Here is a 20,720-nt window from a genome sequence, read left to right as displayed (position 1 = left end):
CCCTCGTTGTGGCCCCTCGGCCACGGGGGTGCTTGGCATCTGCCGGGCCGGTGGCCCATAGTGCGGCACGCTCAGTGAATCGCCGTTCAGCTCCGGCCCGTGGCCGGGACCGCCGATCGGTAAAAAGCGCAATGTTTTTGAGGAGTTACTCATGTCCGATGCCATCAAGGTCGGCTTCGTTTCCTTGTCTGCCGCCGTCCGTGGCATCATGGTCGTGTTCTGCGACGACACTCTGAAGCTCGGCCCGGCGACTGCCAAGGCGCTCGGCGGGGCCACCGAACTCGTGAAGCGGGCGGCGGCCGCCGCCGCCTTCAAGGGCAAAAGCGGCGCGGCGCTCGACATCCTTGCGCCGGAGGGCGTGAAGGCCACCCGCCTGATCGTGATCGGCGCCGGCAAGGCGACCGGCCTGAAGGCTAACGACTTCCTCAAATTCGGCGGCGTGGCGGCAAGCAAGCTTCCGGCCGGGGCGGCGGCCATGACCATCATGGCGGAACTGCCCAATGGCGCCATGACGAGCGAGCAGGCGGTCGCGATCGCCTCGGGCCTGCGGCTGCGCACCTACAAGTTCGACCGCTACAAGACCAAGAAGAAGGATGGAGAGGAGGGCGGCTCGCGCGCCGACGTTTCGCTTGCGGTCGGCGATGTCGTCGCCGCGAAGAAGGCGTTTGCATCGGCCGCTGCGATCGTCGACGGCGTGATCATTGCGCGCGACCTCGTCAACGAGCCGCCGAACGTTCTTTTTCCCGAGGAGTTCGCGCGCCGCGCGGGCCTGCTCCGCAAGCTCGGCGTCAAGATCGAGGTGCTCGACGTCAAAGCGATGGACAAGCTCGGCATGGGGGCGCTGCTCGGCGTCGGCCAGGGCTCGGCGCGGCCAAGCCGCACCGTGATCATGCGTTGGGACGGCGGCAAGAAGGGTGAGGCGCCGGTTGCCTTCGTCGGAAAGGGCGTCTGCTTCGACACCGGCGGCATTTCGATCAAGCCGGCCGGCAGCATGGAGGACATGAAGGGTGACATGGGGGGCGCTGCCTGCGTCGTCGGCCTGATGCATGCGCTCGCGGCACGCAAGGCCAAGGTCAACGTCGTCGGCGCCATCGGCCTCGTCGAGAACATGCCGGACGGCAACGCGCAGCGCCCGGGCGACATCGTCACCTCGATGTCGGGTCAGACCATCGAGATCATCAACACCGACGCGGAAGGCCGCCTGGTGCTTGCCGACGTGCTCTGGTACGTCGCCAGGAAAACCAAGCCGAAATTCATGGTGGATCTGGCGACGTTGACCGGCGCCATCGTGGTCGCGCTCGGCACCGAGCATGCCGGCATGTTCTCCAACAATGACGAGCTTGCCGGGCGGCTGCTGGCGGCCGGCATCGAGAGCGGCGAGAAGGTCTGGCGCCTGCCGCTTGGTCCTGAATACGACAAGCTGATCGATTCCCAGTTCGCCGACATGAAGAACACCGGCGGACGCCATGGCGGCTCGATCACCGCGGCGCAGTTCCTCCAGCGCTTCGTGGACGGCACGCCCTGGGCGCATCTCGACATCGCCGGGACCGCCATGGGCGCGCCGAAGACCGAGATCAACCACAGCTGGGGAAGCGGCTATGGCGTCCGTTTGCTCGACCGTCTGGTCGCCGACCACTACGAGCGCAAATGACCCGAGATGACTGAAGTCCTGTTCTACCATCTGCAAAACATGACGGTGGAGAACGTGTTGCCGCCGCTTCTCGAGAAATCGCTCGAGCGCGGCTGGCGCGTCGTGGTGCAGGCGAATTCACCGGAGCGCGCCGATGCGCTCGACGCCCATTTGTGGACCTATCGCGACGATTCCTTCCTGCCGCACGCGACATGGCGGGTCAGCGACGCGGCCGATCAGCCGATCGTGCTGGCGGTCGAGGAGGACAATCCGAACGGTGCCAATGTCCGCTTCCTCGTCGACAATGCCGCGTTGCCGCAGGACGCGCAGGGCTATGAGCGCATGGTGCTGCTGTTCGATGGCGACGATCCGGACGCGCTTGCGTTCGCCCGCAGCGCCTGGACGGATTGCAAGGCGCGGGGATTTGATGTCACCTATTGGCAGGCCGACGAGCGGGGCCGGTGGCAGAAGCGGAATTAGCGGTCGCTCGCAATTAATGATAATTTGCACTTTTCGGGTGATGATGGCTTTTGTCACCTTCGTGCCGCAAAGTGGTGTTGCTACAATTGCTTAGGGCCGATCCTTCACTCGGGGAATTTAGTTCATCGTGCGACATCAAAAGCTTCCCAGCTCGCTCATAATTGCGTTGGCGGCCGTAGCCCCGCTGGTCGCGGGCTGTTCGGGCGGGACCGATCTGTTGTCCAGGGATGCCCAGTGGTTCAACACGCCCAGCCGCCTGTTCATCAAAAGCATCTCGATTGAGTCGCCGCCGCTGACCCCCGACAAGCCGGTTGGGGCCGAGGATCTGGTCAGCGCGGACGGTGCTTGTGCCGGCATGGCGCCGCCGCCCGGGCCGGCCGATGCGAATGCGTCGACGACCGCGCCGGCTCCGATGGGCGGCACCGTCGCGCTCGGCCACACCGAATGCGACGTGGTGCGCGGCATTGGCGCGCCCTCGAGCGTCAACCTCTCCGGTGACGCCGCCGGCAGGCGCGTTGCGGTCGTGACGTGGACGACCGGTCCGCGCGCCGGCATCTACACCTTCACGGCCGGCCGCCTGTCCTCGATCGAGGGCACGCCGGAAGCGCCGGTCATGCCGAAGGCGACCAAGCCGAAGCCGAAGAAGAAGTCGGCGGCGTAACGGGTTGGCCTTTTGCCCTGATGCTGGTTGCAGCTGTCGCTGCGATCGGCCGCGCACGCTTGCCCCCATCGTCAAGCGATTTTGCATCCATTAATTGCGATGGGCGGGCGTGAACCGTGATCTCTCCGTTCGCGCTCGCCGGCGATCTTGTTCGCGAGTTTCGACATCGCGGATGCCGACCTTCGCCCAAAGCGCCTTCATTGCCTCGAGCCGCGTTCTTCCGCGCGCGTTGAAAATCACGGGGGCGTTACGCGCGATCCGTGATGAGCGAGCCTTCATCCGCTTTCGAAAACTGCCCCGAAGCAAAACTGGAGGAAATCTCCAGAATAATCACGCGCGTCTCAAGCAACGGTTCAAGAATGTCATGTGCGCGGCTGCTACGCATCGAAGGGAGGGGCTAGGTCGGAAGGATCATTTGGATGTCCATTACCTCTGTGTTTTCCCCCGTTACGGGGCAACTCACCATTTTCGGCGACAGCGCGAATAACGGCCTCGCGATAAGTCGCGACAAGTCCGGCCGCATCCTGGTCAATAACGGGCACGTGAAAACGGTTGGTGGCGAACCCACCGTCGACAACACCACCGCGATCGACATCTTCGGTCAAGGCGGTGACGACACCATCACCGTCGACGAATGCCACGGTCCGATGCCCGCGGTGCACATCTTCGGCGGTGACGGCAACGACAGGATCACGGGCGGCTCGGGGGCTGACCTTCTGTTTGGCCAAGCCGGCAACGATTTGATCAAGGGCGGCGGCGGCAATGATCTGCTGTTCGGCGGAGCCGGTAACGATGTCCTCGACGGCGGTAGCGGCGACAATCAGCTGTTCGGTGAGGCCGGCGACGATGTCATGATTTGGAATCCGGGCGGCGGCACCAACCTGTTCGAGGGTGGTGAGGGCAACGATACGGCTCAGGTCAACGGAAGCAACGGCGCCGAGACGTTCACGATCACGGCGAACGGCACCCGTGTGCGGCTCGACGGGACGGGCGCGGCGCCGTTCTCGCTGGACATCGGCACGACGGAAAATCTGGTCTTGCACGGTGGCGGCGGCGACGATGTCATCACCGCGGGCAACGGGCTCGGCACCTTGATCTCGCTGACGCTCGATGGCGGCGCCGGCAACGACAGGATCATCGGCGGCGACGGCAACGACCTCATCATCGGCGGCAGCGGCGACGACACCGTCAATGGCGGACGCGGCAACGACGTCGCCCAGCTCGGGACTGGCGACGACACTTTCATCTGGAATCCCGGTGACGGCAGCGACACGGTCGAAGGCGGATCGGGCAGCGACAAGCTGCTTTTCAATGGCGCCAACATCAACGAGACCATCGACATCTCGGCCAATGGCGGCCGGGTGCGCTTCACCCGCGATGTTGCCAACATCACGATGGATCTCAACAGCGTAGAGCAGATCGAATTCGATGCGCGGGGCGGGGCGGACAACATCACCGTCGGCGACCTCACCGGGACCGGCGTCAAGCAGGTGCTGGTCGATCTCGGAGCCGTTCCGGGAGGGACGCAAGGCGACGGCGCAGCTGATACGGTGACAGTTAACGGCAGCAACGGCAATCAGCACATCGAGGTCACAGCCACGGGCACCACGCTCACGGTCACGGGGCTGCCGGAGCTCGTGACGATCGCAAATGCAGAGGCGGGCAACGACCGGCTGGTCGTGCAGGCGCTCGGCGGCAACGACGTGATCGATGCATCCACGCTCGGCGCGGTGATCGGGCTGACCATCGACGGCGGTGCGGGCAACGACACCATCACCGGCAGCCAGGGAGCCGACACCCTGATCGGCGGCGACGGCAACGACAAGGTCACCGGCGGCCGCGGCAATGACGTCGCGCTTCTCGGCGCGGGCGACGACATCTTCACGTGGAATCCCGGTGACGGCAGCGACGTTGTCGAAGGCGGCACGGGAACCGATACGCTGGTGTTCAACGGCGCCAATGTGGCCGAGGACATGTCGATCTCCGCGAACGGAACCCGTGCGCTTCTCACCCGTGACGTCGGCGCTATCGTCATGGACCTCGACGGCATCGAGCACGTGCAGATCGCGGCAGCAGGCGGCGCCGACAACATCACCGTCAACGATCTGGCCGGAACAGGAATCGCGCAGGTTGCCGTCGATCTCAGTGCCGGCCCCGGCAGCCAGAGCGGCGATGGAGCGGCGGACCGCGTGACCGTGAACGGCACGACCGGTGACGACAACATATCGGTCGTGACCTCCGGCGGATCGATCGTGGTCAACGGCCTTGCTGCGCAGGTGACGATTGCGCACGCGGACGCCGGTGATGTGCTCGGCATCAACGGCGGACAAGGCAATGACGTCATCAATGCGTCTTCCATCAAGGCGGGACAGTCGTTCAGCCTGAACATCAACGGCGGCGACGGCAACGACACCATCACCGGCAGTGCCGGCAATGACATTGTGAACGGCGGACGCGGCAACGATTTCGCCAATCTCGGTGCGGGCGACGACACTTTCGTCTGGAATCCCGGCGACGGCAGCGACACCGTCGAAGGCGGCAAGGGCACCGACACGCTGGCATTCAACGGCGCCAATATCAGCGAGACCATCAACATCTCGGCCAATGGCGGCCGGGTGCTGTTCACGCGGGATGTTGCCGCCATTGCGATGGACCTGAACGAGGTCGAACATGTCGACTTCAATGCCCTCGGCGGTGCCGACAACATTACGGTCGGCGACCTCTCCGGCACCGGCGTGAGTCAGGTCGACCTCGATCTCGGCGCCAATGACGGCGCCGCGGATACCGTGACCATCAACGCAACAGGCGGCAACGACGTCATCACGGTGACCGAGCACGACGGCATCATCACGGTGTCGGGGCTTGGCCAGGACATCAACATCACCGATGCCGGCGCGGGCGACAGGATCGTCATCAACGGTCTCGATGGCGACGACGTCATCACGGCTTCCGGCTTGCACGGCGGCATCCAGCTCGTTGCCAATGGCGGCAACGGCGACGACGTGCTGATCGGTAGTCCCGGCAACGACACGCTGGCGGGCGGTGCCGGTGATGACGTGCTGATCGGCGGCGGCGGCCTCGACATCCTGGACGGCGGCACCGGCAACAACGTCGTCATCCAGGGCGGAGCGTTCGCGGCCGCGATGCTGCTCAACCAGGCCATGGCGGCCAGCTTCGTCCCGGCAGGTGAGGGGAACGGCGAGATGCCGCTGCCCGATCCGCACGCGGCGCAGAGCCAGGTGCTCGCACCGCCGCAGCACGCCTGACAATCAGGCCTGATGGGATGAGCCTCACTAGCGCCCCGACGGAGGTGCGTTCCCTCCCCCCTTGTGGGGGAGGGTTAGGGAGAGGGGTAGCCCAGGAAAAGGTGCCGATGGTTGAAGATGCGGTGATAGCGACCGAACGACGGAAACAATCCCCGTGGGGTACCCCCCTCCCTTTCCCTCCCCCGCAAGGGGGGAGGGAACGGATGGAGCGCTGTTGCTGGCCAAGCTCGATTCGACTTCACGCCATTGCGTTCTCGCTGCATCGGACCGGAGAACGCTCATGACGACGAACGCGGTCTCCACCGATACGGGGCTCGATGCGTTGCTGACGCTGCTGCATCTGCAGGGTGTTGCGGCCGATCGCGAGCAGCTCAGGCACCGGCTGGGCGCGGCAAGCTTCGGCGCAGCGGATATCGTCCGCTGCGCCAGGTCTCTCGGGCTTAAAGCGCGAACCTATCGAACGCAGTGGAGCCGTCTGTCAGACACCCCGCTGCCTGCGATCGCGATGCTGCGGGACGGCGGCTTCATGGTCATCGCAAAGGCCTCCGCCGACAAGGTGCTGGTGCAGTCCCCGGAGGCACAGCGCCCGGTGCTGATGGATCGCGACGAGCTGTGCGCGATCTGGGACGGCGGCTTGATCCTGATGGTCCGGCGCGCCGGCCTGTCCGACCTCGGTCGGCACTTCGATATCACCTGGTTCATCGGCGCGATCGGCAAATACCGGCGGCTGCTGAGCGAGGTGCTGGCGGCTTCGTTCTTCCTCCAGCTTTTTGCGCTGGTCTCGCCGCTGTTCTTCCAGGTCGTGATCGACAAGGTTCTGGTGCACCGCTCACTGTCCACGCTCGACGTCCTCGTCATCGGCCTCGTCGTCGTCTCCCTGTTCGACACCGTGCTCGGGATCCTGCGCAATTACCTGTTTGCGCACACGACCAACCGGATCGACGTCGAGCTCGGGGCACGCCTGTTCCACCATCTTCTGGCGCTGCCGATGGCGTGGTTTCAGGCCAGGCGCGTCGGCGATTCCGTGGCGCGGGTTCGTGAGCTCGAGAACATCCGCAATTTCATCACCAGCTCGTCGCTGACGCTTCTCATCGACCTGGTCTTCACCTCGGTGTTCCTCGCGGTGATGTTCGCCTATTCGGCGCAGATGAGCTTCATCGTGCTGGCGTCGTTCCCGTTCTACATCGCGATCTCGGCCGTGGCGACGCCGCTGTTTCGCCGCAGGCTGGACGAGAAATTCCGCCGCGGCGCGGAGAACCAGGCCTTCCTGGTCGAGAGCGTCAGCGGCATCGAAACGCTGAAGGCGATGGCGGTCGAGCCGCAGATGCAGCGTCGCTGGGAAGAGCAGCTCGCCGGCTATGTTTCCGCAAGCTTCGGTGTCACCAGCCTCGGCAACACGGCAAGCCAGCTGGTGCAGCTCGTCAGCAAGGTCGTCACCGCCGCCATTCTCTATGTCGGCGCCAGACTGGTGATCGGTGACGCCTTGACCGTCGGCGAGCTCGTGGCCTTCAACATCTTCGCGGGGCGGGTGTCGGCCCCGGTGCTGCGGCTCGCGCAGGTCTGGCAGGATTTTCATCAGGCGCGACTGTCGATCGCGCGGCTCGGCGACATCCTCAACAGCGCGGCGGAGCCGGCTTACTCCGCCGCCCGCGCGGGGCTGCCGCCGATCCGGGGCAACATCCGCTTCGAGCACGTCTCTTTCCGCTACCGGCTCGATGGGCCGGAGATCCTGCACGATGTCTCATTTGACATTCCAGCCGGACAAACCGTCGGCATCGTCGGATCGTCCGGCTCGGGCAAAAGCACCTTCGCCAAGCTGGTGCAGCGGCTCTACGTTCCGCAAGGCGGCCGCGTGCTGGTCGACGGAATGGATCTGATGACGACCGACCCGGCGGGGCTCCGTCGGCAGATCGGAATCGTGCTCCAGGACAACATGCTGTTCAACCGGTCGGTGCGCGACAACATCGCGCTGGCTGATCCGAGCCTGCCCATAGACCGCATCATAGACGCGGCGAAGCTGGCGGGCGCGAATGATTTCATTCTGGAGCTCCCCGAGGGCTACGATACGGTGGTCGGCGAGCGCGGCTCGACGCTCTCGGGCGGGCAGCGCCAGCGCATTGCGATCGCCCGCGCGCTGGTGGGCAATCCCCGGATCCTGATCTTCGACGAAGCCACCAGTGCGCTCGACTATGAGAGCGAGCGGATCATCCATGACAACATGAAGGAGATCGCGAAAGGCCGCACGGTCCTGATCATCGCGCACCGTCTGTCCACCGTCCGCGGCGCCGATCGCATCTTCACCCTGGAACGCGGCCGTCTGGTCGAGGACGGCACGCATGATGCGCTGATCAAGACCGGCGGCCGCTACGCCGCCCTGCATCGTCTCCAGGGAGGCATTTATGAGGTCGGCTAGCACTGTGCCGGCCCCGCGGCCGGAGCAGACCGTGATCCCGTTCCGGAATGGAAAGGGTCGGCGCGCCGAGGAAGTCGCCTTCCTGCCGGCGGCGCTGGAAATCACGGAAACCCCGCCGTCGCCGATCGGCCGCGCCATCGCAATGGCCCTGATGCTTCTCGTCTGCGCGGCGCTGGCCTGGTCGGCCTGGGGCACGATCGACATCGTGGCGTCCGCAACCGGCAAGGTCGTGTCGAGCGGGCGAAGCAAGGTGGTCCAGCCGTTCGAGACCGGCGTGGTGCGCGCCATTCACGTGCAGGACGGGCAATCGGTCAAATCGGGCGACCTGCTGATCGAGCTCGATCCGACCGTGAACGCCGCGGAGCGCGATCGTCTGCACGACGATCTCATGGCCGAGCGGCTCAACGTCGCGCGCCTCCGCGCCGCATTGGCGGGCAGCGAAGATGTGTCCGTCGATCTTGTCGTACCAGAGGACGCCGATCCCATGCTGGTCGCGACGCAACGGCAGCTCCTCGCCAATCAGGTCAGCGAGAACAGGGCCAAGCTCGCGGCGCTGGCACGTCAGGAAGCGCAGAAGGAGGCCGAACATCAGACCATTGCGGCGACGATTCACAAGCTTGATGCGTTGCTGCCGGTCACCCAGCAGCGTGTCGAGATTCGCAAGACGCTGATGGAGAAGGAGATCGGCTCGAAGCTGACCTACTATGAGACCCTCCAGCTCCAGATCGAGCAACAAGAGGAGCTTCGCGTCCAGAGCAGCCGCTTGAAGGAGGCCGATTCGGCCGTCGCCGCGATCCGGGAGACCCGCATTCAGGCCTTGGCCGAGTACAGGAAAAGTCTCTCCGACGAGCTTGCCAAGAGCGAACAGAAAGCCAATGGCGTCGCACGCGATCTGATCAAGGCGCAGCAGAGGACGAGGCTTCAGCAACTGACGTCGCCGGTCGACGGCGTCGTGCAGCAGCTCGCGGTCCACACTGTGGGCGGCGTGGTCACGCCCGCACAGTCGCTGCTGGTGATCGTGCCGACCGATACGCGGCTCGAGATCGAGGCGATGATCTCCAACCGCGATATCGGATTTGTCGAGGTCGGGCAGGGCGCCGCCATCAAGATCGACACTTTCAATTTCACCCGCTACGGGCTTCTCGCAGGCCGGGTCCTGAGCGTCTCGCAGGACGCCATCATTCGCGACCGGCCTCAGGAGCGCGGGAGCGACCGTGCGCTTGGGACGCAACGCGACAGCAGCGAGCCCAGCGGGCAGGAGTTGAGCTACAGCGCCCGCATCTCGCTCGATCGCAGCCAGATGCAGGTGGACGACCGCCTCGTCAACCTGTCGCCGGGAATGGCGGTGACCGTCGAGATCAGGACCGGTTCGCGCACCATCCTGAGCTACCTGCTATCGCCGCTGCAGCGCTACCGGCACGAGATCATGCGGGAGCGCTAGTTCCCGCATAATGCCGACGAAGCTTCGCCATGCGGGCCGGCTCGGTCGGTGCGGCAAAGAACAGGTTATTCAACGACTAATTACCGGGTAGCAAAATACCGGTACTGTGCATGGGGTTGTTTTTCGGATTTTAATGTCGGCCCTTGTAGGGGCGTCAACCCGCCGCCTCGTCGAACTGCGTGCTCGCCTCGAGCCACTGCTCCTCGGCGCGCGCCAGCGCGTCGGCCGCATTGGCGCGCGCTTTCGACAGTTGCGCGGCCTGCTTGGGGTCGCGGCTGAAGATGTCGGGCAGGGCCAGCGCAGTGTCGATCTTGCTGATGATCGCGCTGACGCGGGCGATCTCGGTTTCGGCTTCCGCGATGCGTTTTTTCAGCGAGCCGCGATTGTCCGATCTCGGACGCTGCGGCTTCTCGCTCGCCGCGTTGCGCTCGCGCGGGACGGGCTCGCCATTGCGCGCGGACAGCACCAGACGGCGATATTCGTCGAGGTCGCCGTCGTAATTGGTCACGGTGCGGTCGGCGACGATCCAGAGTTGATCGGCGCAGGACTCGATCAGATAGCGGTCGTGCGAAACCATGATGACGGCGCCGGGGAATTCGTTGATGGCTTCTGCGAGCGCGGCGCGGCTGTCGATGTCGAGATGGTTGGTCGGCTCGTCCAGGATGATCATGTTGGGGCCGAAGAAGGTCGCAAGTCCCAGCAGGAGCCGCGCCTTCTCGCCGCCGGACAATTTTCCGACCTTGGTGTCGGCCGCCTTGCCGGAAAAGCCGATGGCGCCGGCGCGGGCGCGTACTTTCGCTTCGGGCGCCTCGCCCATCAGCTTGCGGACGTGGTCGTAGGTCGAGGCATCCTCGTTCAATTCGTCGAGCTGGTGCTGGGCGAAATAGGCAATCGAGAGCTTGTCGGCGCGGGTCACCTTGCCCGAGAACGGCGCGAGGCGGCCCGCGAGCAGTTTCACCAGCGTCGACTTGCCGTTGCCGTTGGAACCAAGCAGCGCGATGCGGTCGTCATTGTCGACGCGCAAGGTGACGCGGTTAAGTACGGGCGTGTTCGGATCGTAGCCGACCACGACGTTGTCGGCGGCGATGATCGGCGGCGACAGGATTTTCTCCGGCGCGGGAAAGCTGATCTCGCGTACGTCCTGGGTGACCAGCGCCGTGATCGGCTTCAGCCGCTCCAGCATTTTCACACGGGACTGCGCCTGTCGGGCTTTCGAGGCCTTGGCCTTGAAGCGGTCGACGAAGGCCTGCAAGCGGGCGCGTTCGGCTTCCTGGCGCTTGACCGCTTTGGCGTCGAGCATCTCGCGCATGGCGCGCTGCTCCTCGAAGGAGGAGTAGGTGCCTTTGTAAAGCGTGAGCTTGCTGCGATCCAGATGCAGGATCTGGTCGACCGAGCTTTCCAGCAGGTCGCGGTCATGGCTGATCACGATCACGGTGCGCGGATAATGCGCGAGGTGATCCTCCAGCCACAGCGTGCCTTCGAGGTCGAGATAGTTGGTGGGCTCGTCGAGCAGCAACAGGTCGGGAGCGGCGAACAGCGTCGCGGCGAGCGCGACACGCATGCGCCAGCCGCCGGAGAATTCGGCGCAGGGGCGGAGCTGGTCGGTGGCCGAGAAGCCGAGGCCGGAGAGGATCGCGGCGGCGCGGCTCGGCGCCGAATGCGCGTCGATGTCGACCAGCCGGGTCTGGATCTCGGCGATCCGGTGTGGATCGGTCGCGCTCTCGGCCTCGGTGAGCAGCGCGTCGCGTTCGAGGTCGGCTTTGAGCACGACCGAAATCAGGCTCTCGGGGCCGTTCGGCGCTTCCTGCGCGAGGCTGCCGACGCGCCAGCGGGGCGGCAGGGTCACCGTGCCGTGCTCGGCGGCGAGCTCGCCGCGGATCACCTTGAACAGGGTCGATTTGCCGGTGCCGTTGCGACCGACCATGCCAACGCGGGATCCGGGCGTGATCTGCACGGAACTCTGGTCAATCAGAAGGCGTCCGGCGAGGCGGATCGAGAGATCGGTGATGGAGAGCATGCGGCGTTGTCACCGCACCCGCGATCAAACGCAACCCGTTTTTCCGTGTCTGCAAGCCGGTGCTCGTCGACTCAGTGCGATTCGCGCTCGCGCTGCTTCAGCTCATTGAGGAGTTGCTCGAGGTGCGTCGGCAGCCTGGCTTCGGGCCGCAGGCTCTGCTGAAGCCGTTCGCCCACCGCATCGCGGATCGAGCGGCTGGTGCGCCGGTCGATTTGTTCGCTGTCATCGGCGAAAAGGGCAGGCATCGCAGGGTTCCGTGTTCTCAAAGAAGCGACACGGTACCAAGTCCTTGGCCCCCAAATGGTTTCGCCGCTCGCGGCGATTGCGCGGCCTTCTAGCAAAAATTGTGTGAAGCCGTTTGATATCCCGCTCCGAATACAAAGCCCCGGCGCTGGGGGACGCCGGGGCTTCGCTTGGAAGGTACCTTGGGGGCTCAGGTACCTTTGGAAAGGTGCTGTCGGGCTCAGTAGCAGCGGTTGATCATCCGCCAGCGGGGTCCCCAGGGGGTCGGGACCAGCCGGCGCACATAGCAGCCGCCATAGCCGTAGGAGACGACGGGGCCGCGGGCATAAAAGCGCGGTCCACCCCAGCCGTGGCCGTGGTGCCAGCCACCGCCGCCGTGCCAGCCGCCGCCGCCATGCCAATGAGCGGACGCGGAGGTCGGCGCCAGCGCGGCACCAAGCGCGACCGCGGCGACGGCGGCGAGCGAAAGTTTCCTCAACATGGTGATCTCCTCAAATCTGTCGGCGCGGGGCTATCGCGTCGATGGAAAGGCCGCCGAAACGGTCCGCCTCGCGAGGAGGCTTTGGTTTCGATGGACCTGAGATTATCCGGGCGAGGCTGAACCAAACCCTGACGCGGCCTTCAGATTGGGTTCATCTGGGTGAAATCGTCGTAATCCATATTGGCATTCGAACCCCCGGGCCTGCGGCGAAGCGCCCGCGAGCCGGTTTTGGCGGTCGCTTGCCGTATGGCGAAGGCGCCGATATAAGCCCGGCAACTCCGAACCACCGTTTTCTCTTCAAGGACAACATCATGGCCATCGAACGCACCTTCTCGATCATTAAGCCCGACGCCACCGCGCGTAACCTTACCGGGGCGGTTAACGCCGTGATCGAGAAGGCGGGCCTGCGCATCGTCGCGCAGAAGCGCATCCGCATGACCAAGGAACAGGCCGAGACCTTCTATGCGGTCCACAAGGCGCGCCCCTTCTTCGGTGAGCTCGTGGACTTCATGACGTCTGGCCCCGTGGTGGTCCAGGTGCTGGAAGGCGAGGGTGCCGTCTCCAAGTATCGCGACGTGATGGGCGCGACCGATCCGTCCAAGGCGGCTGACGGCACCATCCGCAAGCTCTACGCAAAGTCGATCGGCGAGAACTCCGCGCACGGTTCGGATGCGCCGGAGACCGCCGCGATCGAGATCGCGCAGTTCTTCTCGGGCAACGAGATCGTCGGCTGATCCGTCAGCCGATCAGGTAACGAGACGCGGCGAAAGGACGTAGTGTGAACTGGCTCTGGCAGATCTTCGATCCCGCTACGATCGGGGCATTCTTCACCCAGTTCCGCGTTGAGATGGCCGAACCGACCTTCTGGGTCGCGGTCGGCAAGATCATCTGGATCAACATCCTCTTGTCCGGCGACAATGCGCTGGTGATTGCGCTCGCCTGCCGCGGCCTCAAGCCGCGGCATCGGCTGTGGGGCATGATCCTCGGTGCCGGCGCCGCGGTGCTGCTGCGGATCATCTTCACGGGCATCGTCGCGAGCCTGATGGAGCTGCCGTACCTCAAGCTGGTCGGTGGTCTTGCGCTGATCGTGATTGCGGCAAAGCTGCTGGTGCCGGAGCAGGAGGACGAGGACGGCGTCGAGTCGGCTTCGCATCTGTGGCAGGCCGTGCAGATCGTCGTCGTCGCCGACATCGTCATGAGCCTGGACAACGTCATTGCGGTGGCCGCGGCCGCCAATGGCAGCGCGCCCTTGCTGGTGCTCGGCCTTGCCATCAGCGTGCCCTTGATCGTCGCCGGCGCGGCGCTGATCATGGCGCTGCTCGCGAAGCTGCCGGTTCTGGTGTGGGCCGGCGCGGCACTGCTCGGCTGGATCGCGGGCGAGGTGATTGCGACCGATCCCGGCATCGCGCCGAGGCTGCACACGCTGTTTGACGGTCCGTTCGGCGCGTCGCTGGACAACATGCTCGGCGCCTTCCGCATCCCGCCGCAATTCGCCCATGGCGGCGGAGGCGGCGAATATCTCTGCGCAGCTCTCGGCGTCGTCGTCGTTCTGGTCGGCGGCTCCATCTGGCGCCGGCGCAGCATGAGCGCGGCCGCGCTGGAGTCCTCCGAGCGCCACGCCAAGGCCTCGGCGGAGTAGACTTACCTTTTGAGCATGATGTTTTCGGAAAAGCGCTTCACGCTTTCCGGAGCATGCGCTAGCGCCGGACGATCGAGCCGGCGCGGTTGATCAGGCGGGCGAGCGCGCGGAAGCGGCTGCCGACGCGATCCGCGACGAGATCGCCGAGGCGGTGCTCGAACACCAGCAACAGCTTGCGGCCCATGCTGCGGAAATGCGTCGCGGGCAAGACGCCCGGACGTGCCGCCGAGATCAGATGCGCGACGCGGAAGGCCGCGCCCAGCAGGCGGGCGCGTTCGAGCTGCGCCGGCGTCAGCAGCTCCTGCATGGCGACCGGCGGCTGGTTCTCCTCGCTGAGGCCCGCATAGCGATAGAACACGGACAGGCCGACGAAGGCGCGCTCGGTGTGGGTGATTGCGCCGAAATTGCCGTTGACGACGAGGCTCAGCGTCTGCTCGCCGCGATGATCGGGATGCACGCGCCAGCCGATGTCGGACAGCAGGCACGCGGCATGGCGCAGACGGCGGTCCTCCTCGGTCTCGCGCAACTTCACCACGCGCGCGAGGCGGTCGGTCCAGGCGATCAGCTCGCGCGCGTGCTTGGCCGAACGCGACAGCAGCTGGTTCAGCTCCTCGGCCGCGCAGATCAGTCCGTCCTTGTTGCGTTCGGACTCCGGCAGCTTCTCGTGCAGCAGGCCCTCGCGTACGCCGAAGGTCGAGAACACGATGGTCTTCGGCTTCGCCACCCGAATGATGTGCTCGAGCACCAGTGCGGCATAGGTGAGGAGCGGGCGCCGGGCATCGGCGACGATCTCGATGTCGGCGAGCATGCCGGCGGCCGCAAGCCGGCGCAGGCGGCGGGAAAAATCGAGCGCCTCGGCCGCCGAAATCGAATAGCCGTGCATCACCTGGAGCGGATAGCCGCTCTGGATGATGTGGATGCGCGCAAGCGCGCGCCAGGTGCCGCCGACGGCGTAGAAGCTGCGGCCGCGGCCCGCGGTGAGCTGCGGCACCCCGTCGAGCGCTTCGCGCACGATGCGGTCGGCGCGTTTCAGGGATTTATGCGCGAGGTCCTGCAGCGCGAGGCCGCCGAGCGGCAGCGTCACGCCGCTGCGCACGGTGTTTTTGCGCACGTCGATCAGTTCGAGCGAGCCGCCGCCGAGATCGCCGACGATGCCGTCGGGATGGTGGATGCCGGAGATCACGCCGAGCGCCGACAGCCGCGCCTCGCGCGGGCCCGACAGGATCTCGATCTTCACCGCGCAGATGCGCTCGGCTTTGGCGATGAAGTCGGGGCCGTTGGAGGCGTCGCGGCAGGCGGCGGTCGCAATCGCAAACACCCGTCCGACCTGCATCACTCGGCACAGCGCACGGAAGCGCTTGAGCGAGGTCAGCGCCTTGTCGACGGCGTCGGGCGCAAGCAGTCCCGTGCTCTGCACCTCGCGCCCGAGACCGCACAGCGTCTTCTCGTTGAAGATGGGAATGAGGCTCCGCGTCAGCCCCTCGTAGACGACGAGCCGGACCGAGTTGGAGCCGATGTCGATGACCGCGACGCTCGAGCCGCGCTTGCGCGGCCGCTTCACGTCGACGATCCCGGATCAGGATTGATGACGTTCATTACGGCGCGTGAGGCGGCGCGGCGAGGATTCCTTGAGCGACTTACCACGGCCAGACAGACTCGGATTTGTCATGAAGTAGTTGTGGACGTTGAAAGGCTCCTCGCCCTTCGCGGTCTTCATACGCGTTGAGGACCCGTCCGGCAACAATTGCCAGCTCTGTTCATTGTCCTTGAGATTCGCGACCATGATCTGTTCGAGAACCTGCTGATGCACCGTGGGATTTTGCAGCGGACACAGCACCTCGACGCGGCGGTCGAGGTTGCGCGGCATCATGTCAGCCGAGGAGATATACACAGCCGCTTTCGCGCTCGGCAGGCCCTGGCCCATGCCGAAGCAGTAAATTCGGCCGTGTTCGAGGAATCGTCCGATGATCGACTTGACGCGGATGTTCTCCGACAGGCCGGGAATGCCGGGCCGTAGGCAGCAGATGCCGCGCACCACGAGCTCGACCTGCACGCCGGCCTGTGAAGCCTCGTAGAGCGCATCGATGATGTCGGGGTCGACCAGCGCGTTCATTTTCATCCAGACCGCACCGGGCCGCCCGTGCCGTGCATGCGCGGTCTCGCCCTGGATGTGCTCGATGATGCGCTTGCGCAAGGTCAGCGGCGACACCGCCATCTTTTCCAGGTCGCTCGGCGCGGCATAGCCGGTGATGAAGTTGAACACGCGGGCAGCGTCGCGGCCGATGGTTGGATCCGAGGTGAAGTAGGAGAGGTCGGTGTAGATGCGCGCGGTCACCGGGTGGTAATTGCCGGTGCCGGTATGGACGTAGGTTGTGAGGCTGCCGCCCTCGCGCCGCACCACCATCGACAGCTTTGCGTGCGTCTTCAGTTCGAGGAAGCCGTAGACGACCTGCACGCCGGCGCGTTCGAGGTCGCGCGCCCAGCGGATGTTGGCCTCCTCGTCGAAGCGCGCCTTCAGCTCGATCAGCGCGGTCACGGATTTGCCGGCTTCGGCGGCTTCCACGAGCGCGCGCACGATCGGCGAGTTGCTGGAGGTGCGGTAGAGCGTCTGCTTGATGGCGACGACGTCGGGGTCGCGCGTCGCCTGCTGGAGGAACTGCACCACCACGTCGAAGGATTCATAGGGGTGATGGACGACGAGATCCTTCTGCCGGATCGCAGCGAAGATGTCGCCGCCTTGCTCGCGCACGCGCTCGGGATGGCGCGGCACGTAAGGGGTGAATTCCAGATCGGGCCGGTCGAGGCGGGTGAGCTGCGAGAGCTCGTTCATGGCGAGCACGCCATCGACCAGGAACACCTCGTCGTCGGCGGTCGACAGCGCGTGCTGTACGAAGCTGCGCAACTGCTCCGGCATCTTGGCATCGATCTCGAGCCGGATCACCGAGCCGCGGCGGCGGCGCTTCAGCGCAGTCTCGAACAGGCGGACGAGATCCTCGGCCTCTTCCTCGATTTCGAGTTCGGAGTCGCGGATGACACGGAAGGCGCCCTGGCCGTGCAGATTGTAGCCGGGGAACAGGCGGTTGATGAACAGCGCGGTGGCCTGCTCCAGCGAGATCAGCCGAACCACCTTGCCCTCGGCCGGCAGGCGGATGAAGCGGTCGATCTTGCCGGGCATGCGGATCAGCGCGTTCATCTGCTTGCCATCGGCGGCGCGCGTGAGCTGGAGCGCGATGGTGAAGCCGAGGCTCGGAATGAACGGGAAGGGGTGGGCCGGGTCGATCGCAAGCGGTGTCAGCAGCGGGAACACGTTGCTGAGGAAGTAGTCCTCGACCCAGGTTCGTTCCGCCTTGGTGACTTCCTTGCCCTCGACCAGCACGATGCCCTCGTCGGCGAGCGTGCCGCGCAGGTCGCGCCAGATTGCCTGCTGGTCGGAGGCGAGCTGCGAGACGGTTCGGTTGATCAGCGCGAGCTGCTCGGACGGCGTCAGACCGTCGGGGCTGCGCTCGGCAATGCCCTCGCGCACCTGGGCCTTGATGCCGGCGACGCGGACCATGAAGAACTCGTCGAGGTTGTTCGCTGAAATCGACAGGAATCGCACCCGCTCCAGCATGGGATGGCTGGGATTGACCGATTCCTCCAGGACGCGGCGGTTGAAGTGCAGCCAGGAGAGCTCGCGATTGATGAACCGCTCAGGGTTCGATGCGATCGCAGGCGGGCCCTCGGCTTCCGGGGCTTTCTCTTTAACTTCAATAGCTTGCGCAGAATCCATCAGAAGTCGGTCCATCCAGTTCGCCCCAATTTGCGACTTACGCGCAAAACCCGCGGGAGCATGTGTTAGAGCGATGACGTTTCGATGACATTGATGTTCCGCCGCCCGGCCGCGTCAAGCCGCCTTGGTCAGACATCCCGGAGCAGCTCGGCCGCCAGCGCCCTTGTGACGGGGCGGCCGAGGCGCAGGGCCTCGCTGTCCAGCAGGTCCACAGCCCGTCGGGCGGCGGCCGAGGACCGCTCCAGGCGAGTGGCGAGGTAGCTGACCACGCTCTCGTCCACCGCGAGCTGGCGGTCGGTGCAGAATTTGACGATCAGGCCGCGGAAGAGCTGGTCGTCAGGCGGCAGCAGCGAGACAACGGGGACGGCACGGAGCCGCGAGCGCAGGTCGGCGAGTTCGATCTCGAGAGAAGCGGGCGCCTCGCGTCCGGTGAAGAGGACGTAGGCGCCGTCCTCGCGGGCCAGATTCATCAGATGGAACAGGGAGCGCTCGTCGAATTGCCCGGCCTTGGGATCCTCGACCACCAGCGCGCCAGTGGCGAGCGCAGCCGGGACGGCCTCGGCGGTCAGCCCATTGGCCGTGGTCGAGCGGGCGCCTGAAGCCTCGGCCCAGATCGCGGCGAGATGGCTCTTGCCGCTTCCTTCCGGGCCGGCCAGCCACATGATCCGGTTCGGCCATTCCGGCCAGGCGTCGATGAGGGCAAGACCGGCGGCGTTGACGGGGCCCTCAAGGAAATTGTCCCGGCTCAGGCTCTCCGCATGCGGAAGCGAAAACGCCAACTGTCGGGGATGAACGCGGCCTGGCACGCTTGCTTTGCTCCGTGCCGGCGTGCCGGCTTCGTTTGAAGAGATGCGACTTGATCGAGCGGGAGTTGGCCTTTTGCGGGGCCGCTTCCCAACTCATTTGGCCTCGATCGTGCTCATGTGCCGCAACCACTCGACAAGATAGAGCGACACGGAGGAAAGCGTGAAGACCGTGACGAGGCCCATCAGGATGATATCATAAGGACCGGCTTTGAAGCCGAAGGCGAGGGCGGCCAGCACCAGCGCCGCGAACGCCACCTGGGCCACAGTGTTGAGCTTGGATACCTTCGAGGGCTTCATCTCCACAGGCCGGTCGAACAGCCACGATATGATCACGGCAGCGACGATCATGATGTCGCGCGAGACCACCAGGATGACGATCCAGCGCGGAATCGCGCCCCAGATGCCCAGCGCCATGTAGATCGAGACCAGCAGCGCCTTGTCGGCGAGCGGGTCGAGCAAAGCGCCGAGCTCGCTCGTCATGTTGAAGCGCTTGGCAAGGAAGCCGTCGACCGCGTCGCTGATACCGGCGATCAGGAAGACGGCGAACGCCACCTCCATTTGGCTCGACACGATGGCCCAGACGATGATCGGGACCAGCATGATGCGGCCCAAAGTAATGATGTTCGGTATACTCACACGGCGCTTCCCGGCACCCGGCCTGACCTCGAATTCGGCCCTTTGGAGGCTGAACCGGTTGATATCTCTACATAGTATACGGGGGCGCGCCATGCGAGCCATTGCGCGTCCCCGGAATTCGACGTAACCAGCCGCAAACCCACTGGAAATCGGGCATGACCGACCGCAAAAACGGCCTCACTTACGCCGATTCAGGCGTCGATATCGACGCGGGCAACCGCTTGGTCGACCTGATCAAGCCGATGGTGCGCGCAACCGCACGTCCCGGCGCCGACGCCGAAATCGGCGGATTCGGCGGCCTGTTCGATCTCAAGGCGGCCGGTTTCAAGGATCCCATCCTGGTGGCCGCGACCGATGGCGTCGGCACCAAAGTCAAGATCGCGATCGAGACCGGCCTGCATGGCGGGATCGGCATCGACCTCGTCGCCATGAGTGTCAACGACCTCGTGGTGCAGGGCGCCGAGCCGCTGTTCTTTCTGGACTATTTTGCCTGCGGCAAGCTCGATCCGGAGGCGACCGCGTCGATCGTCGCCGGTGTCGCCGAAGGCTGCCGCGAATCCGGCTGCGCCCTGATCGGCGGCGAGACGGCCGAGATGCCCGGCCTCTACAAGGACGGCGACTACGACCTCGGTGGCTTTGCCGTCGGCGCCGCGGAGCGGGGCACGCTCTTGCCGCGCAAGGACATCGCCGCCGGCGATGCCGTGATCGGGCTCGCCTCGTCGGGCGTGCACTCCAACGGTTTCTCGCTGGTGCGCAAGATCGTGGAACAATCCGGCCTCGGCTTCGGAGCGCAGGCGCCGTTTGCGCCCGTCATGACGCTCGGCGGCGCGCTGCTGACGCCGACACGTCTCTACGTCAAATCCTGCCTGCGCGCGATCCGCGAGACCGGCGCGGTGAAGGGGCTCGCCCACATCACCGGCGGCGGCTTCACCGACAACATTCCGCGCGTGCTGCCGAAGCATCTCGGAGTCGGTATCGATCTGGCGCGCCTGCCGGTGCTGCCGGTGTTCAAATGGCTGGCCGCGCAGGCCGGCATCGCCGAGCTCGAAATGCTGCGGACCTTCAATTGCGGGATCGGCATGATCGCGATCGTCGAGCCGGACAAGGTCGAAGAGGTCGTCGAGGTCTTCGCCGATGCCGGCGAGACCGTGGCACAGCTCGGCACTGTGATCCCGGCCGAGGGCGAGCACCGCGTCGTCTATAACGGCCATCTCGATATGGCGCTGTAGTGACCGGCG

16 protein-coding genes are annotated in these 20,720 nt (G+C 65.3%); 9 read left to right on the top strand and 7 right to left on the bottom strand.

The genetic code is table 11. The annotated features are described in order from the left end of the window. Positions 1 to 151 precede the first annotated feature (151 nt). From AC0L3C_RS03085 to AC0L3C_RS03060, 6 genes are all read left to right on the top strand, one after another. A complete protein-coding gene (locus tag AC0L3C_RS03085; protein ID WP_473407092.1) occupies positions 152 to 1,651 on the top strand; it encodes a leucyl aminopeptidase in 1,500 nt (499 codons plus the stop codon). Positions 1,652 to 1,657: 6 nt separating this feature from the next. Further along, a complete protein-coding gene (locus AC0L3C_RS03080) occupies positions 1,658 to 2,110 on the top strand; it encodes a DNA polymerase III subunit chi (protein WP_473407091.1) in 453 nt (150 codons plus the stop codon). Positions 2,111 to 2,276: 166 nt separating this feature from the next. After that, positions 2,277 to 2,771, top strand: a complete 495-nt coding sequence (locus AC0L3C_RS03075; RefSeq protein WP_473250758.1) for a hypothetical protein — start codon at positions 2,277 to 2,279, stop codon at positions 2,769 to 2,771. A gap of 419 nt (positions 2,772 to 3,190) precedes the next feature. Further along, positions 3,191 to 6,037 carry a beta strand repeat-containing protein gene (locus AC0L3C_RS03070; RefSeq protein WP_473407090.1) on the top strand — a complete coding sequence of 949 codons (2,847 nt, stop codon included), beginning with the start codon at positions 3,191 to 3,193 and terminating at the stop codon, positions 6,035 to 6,037. Positions 6,038 to 6,317: 280 nt separating this feature from the next. Next, entirely contained in the window at positions 6,318 to 8,450 is a 2,133-nt protein-coding gene (locus tag AC0L3C_RS03065; RefSeq protein ID WP_473407089.1) for a type I secretion system permease/ATPase, read from the top strand. Then, positions 8,437 to 9,891, top strand: coding sequence for an HlyD family type I secretion periplasmic adaptor subunit (locus AC0L3C_RS03060; RefSeq protein WP_473407088.1), 1,455 nt, complete (start codon positions 8,437 to 8,439; stop codon positions 9,889 to 9,891). The genes AC0L3C_RS03065 and AC0L3C_RS03060 overlap by 14 nt, the downstream gene beginning before the upstream one ends. 154 nt (positions 9,892 to 10,045) lie before the next feature. On the opposite strand, the gene AC0L3C_RS03055 is transcribed toward AC0L3C_RS03060, so the two are convergent. The 3 genes from AC0L3C_RS03055 to AC0L3C_RS03045 form a co-directional block, all read right to left on the bottom strand. Next, positions 10,046 to 11,908 carry an ABC-F family ATP-binding cassette domain-containing protein gene (locus AC0L3C_RS03055; protein WP_473407087.1) on the bottom strand — a complete coding sequence of 621 codons (1,863 nt, stop codon included), beginning with the start codon at positions 11,906 to 11,908 and terminating at the stop codon, positions 10,046 to 10,048. A 71-nt stretch (positions 11,909 to 11,979) separates the two neighbouring features. After that, on the bottom strand, positions 11,980 to 12,153 hold the full coding sequence (locus AC0L3C_RS03050) for a hypothetical protein (protein WP_473257161.1): 174 nt from the start codon (positions 12,151 to 12,153) through the stop codon (positions 11,980 to 11,982). A 218-nt stretch (positions 12,154 to 12,371) separates the two neighbouring features. Next, a complete protein-coding gene (locus AC0L3C_RS03045; protein WP_027517545.1) occupies positions 12,372 to 12,632 on the bottom strand; it encodes a hypothetical protein in 261 nt (86 codons plus the stop codon). Between the two features lie 311 nt (positions 12,633 to 12,943). On the opposite strand from AC0L3C_RS03045, the gene ndk reads away from it, so the two are divergent. Continuing rightward, a complete protein-coding gene (ndk, locus tag AC0L3C_RS03040; protein WP_007591953.1) occupies positions 12,944 to 13,366 on the top strand; it encodes a nucleoside-diphosphate kinase in 423 nt (140 codons plus the stop codon). Between the two features lie 44 nt (positions 13,367 to 13,410). Beyond that, entirely contained in the window at positions 13,411 to 14,271 is an 861-nt protein-coding gene (locus tag AC0L3C_RS03035; protein ID WP_473257156.1) for a TerC family protein, read from the top strand. 58 nt (positions 14,272 to 14,329) lie between these two features. Here AC0L3C_RS03035 and ppx read toward each other — a convergent pair whose 3' ends face one another. From ppx to AC0L3C_RS03015, 4 genes are all read right to left on the bottom strand, one after another. Then, positions 14,330 to 15,832 (bottom strand): exopolyphosphatase, encoded by a 1,503-nt coding sequence (ppx, locus tag AC0L3C_RS03030; RefSeq protein ID WP_473277943.1) that lies wholly within the window; start codon positions 15,830 to 15,832, stop codon positions 14,330 to 14,332. 15 nt (positions 15,833 to 15,847) lie between these two features. Continuing rightward, entirely contained in the window at positions 15,848 to 18,040 is a 2,193-nt protein-coding gene (locus AC0L3C_RS03025) for an RNA degradosome polyphosphate kinase (RefSeq protein ID WP_473257152.1), read from the bottom strand. 128 nt (positions 18,041 to 18,168) lie between these two features. Continuing rightward, positions 18,169 to 18,846: a P-loop NTPase family protein gene (locus AC0L3C_RS03020; RefSeq protein ID WP_473407086.1), complete on the bottom strand. Its 678-nt coding sequence runs from the start codon at positions 18,844 to 18,846 to the stop codon at positions 18,169 to 18,171. Positions 18,847 to 18,939: 93 nt separating this feature from the next. Next, positions 18,940 to 19,482, bottom strand: a complete 543-nt coding sequence (locus AC0L3C_RS03015; RefSeq protein ID WP_027569696.1) for a CDP-alcohol phosphatidyltransferase family protein — start codon at positions 19,480 to 19,482, stop codon at positions 18,940 to 18,942. A 155-nt stretch (positions 19,483 to 19,637) separates the two neighbouring features. Here AC0L3C_RS03015 and purM point away from each other — a divergent pair, with 155 nt between their 5' ends. Continuing rightward, entirely contained in the window at positions 19,638 to 20,711 is a 1,074-nt protein-coding gene (gene purM / locus AC0L3C_RS03010) for a phosphoribosylformylglycinamidine cyclo-ligase (RefSeq protein ID WP_473257148.1), read from the top strand. Positions 20,712 to 20,720: the final 9 nt, after the last annotated feature.

Source organism: Bradyrhizobium sp. WSM4872 (assembly GCF_055811715.1).
The sequence above is the reverse complement of the archived record's forward strand: the minus strand, read 5'-3'. Positions and strand labels throughout refer to the sequence as shown.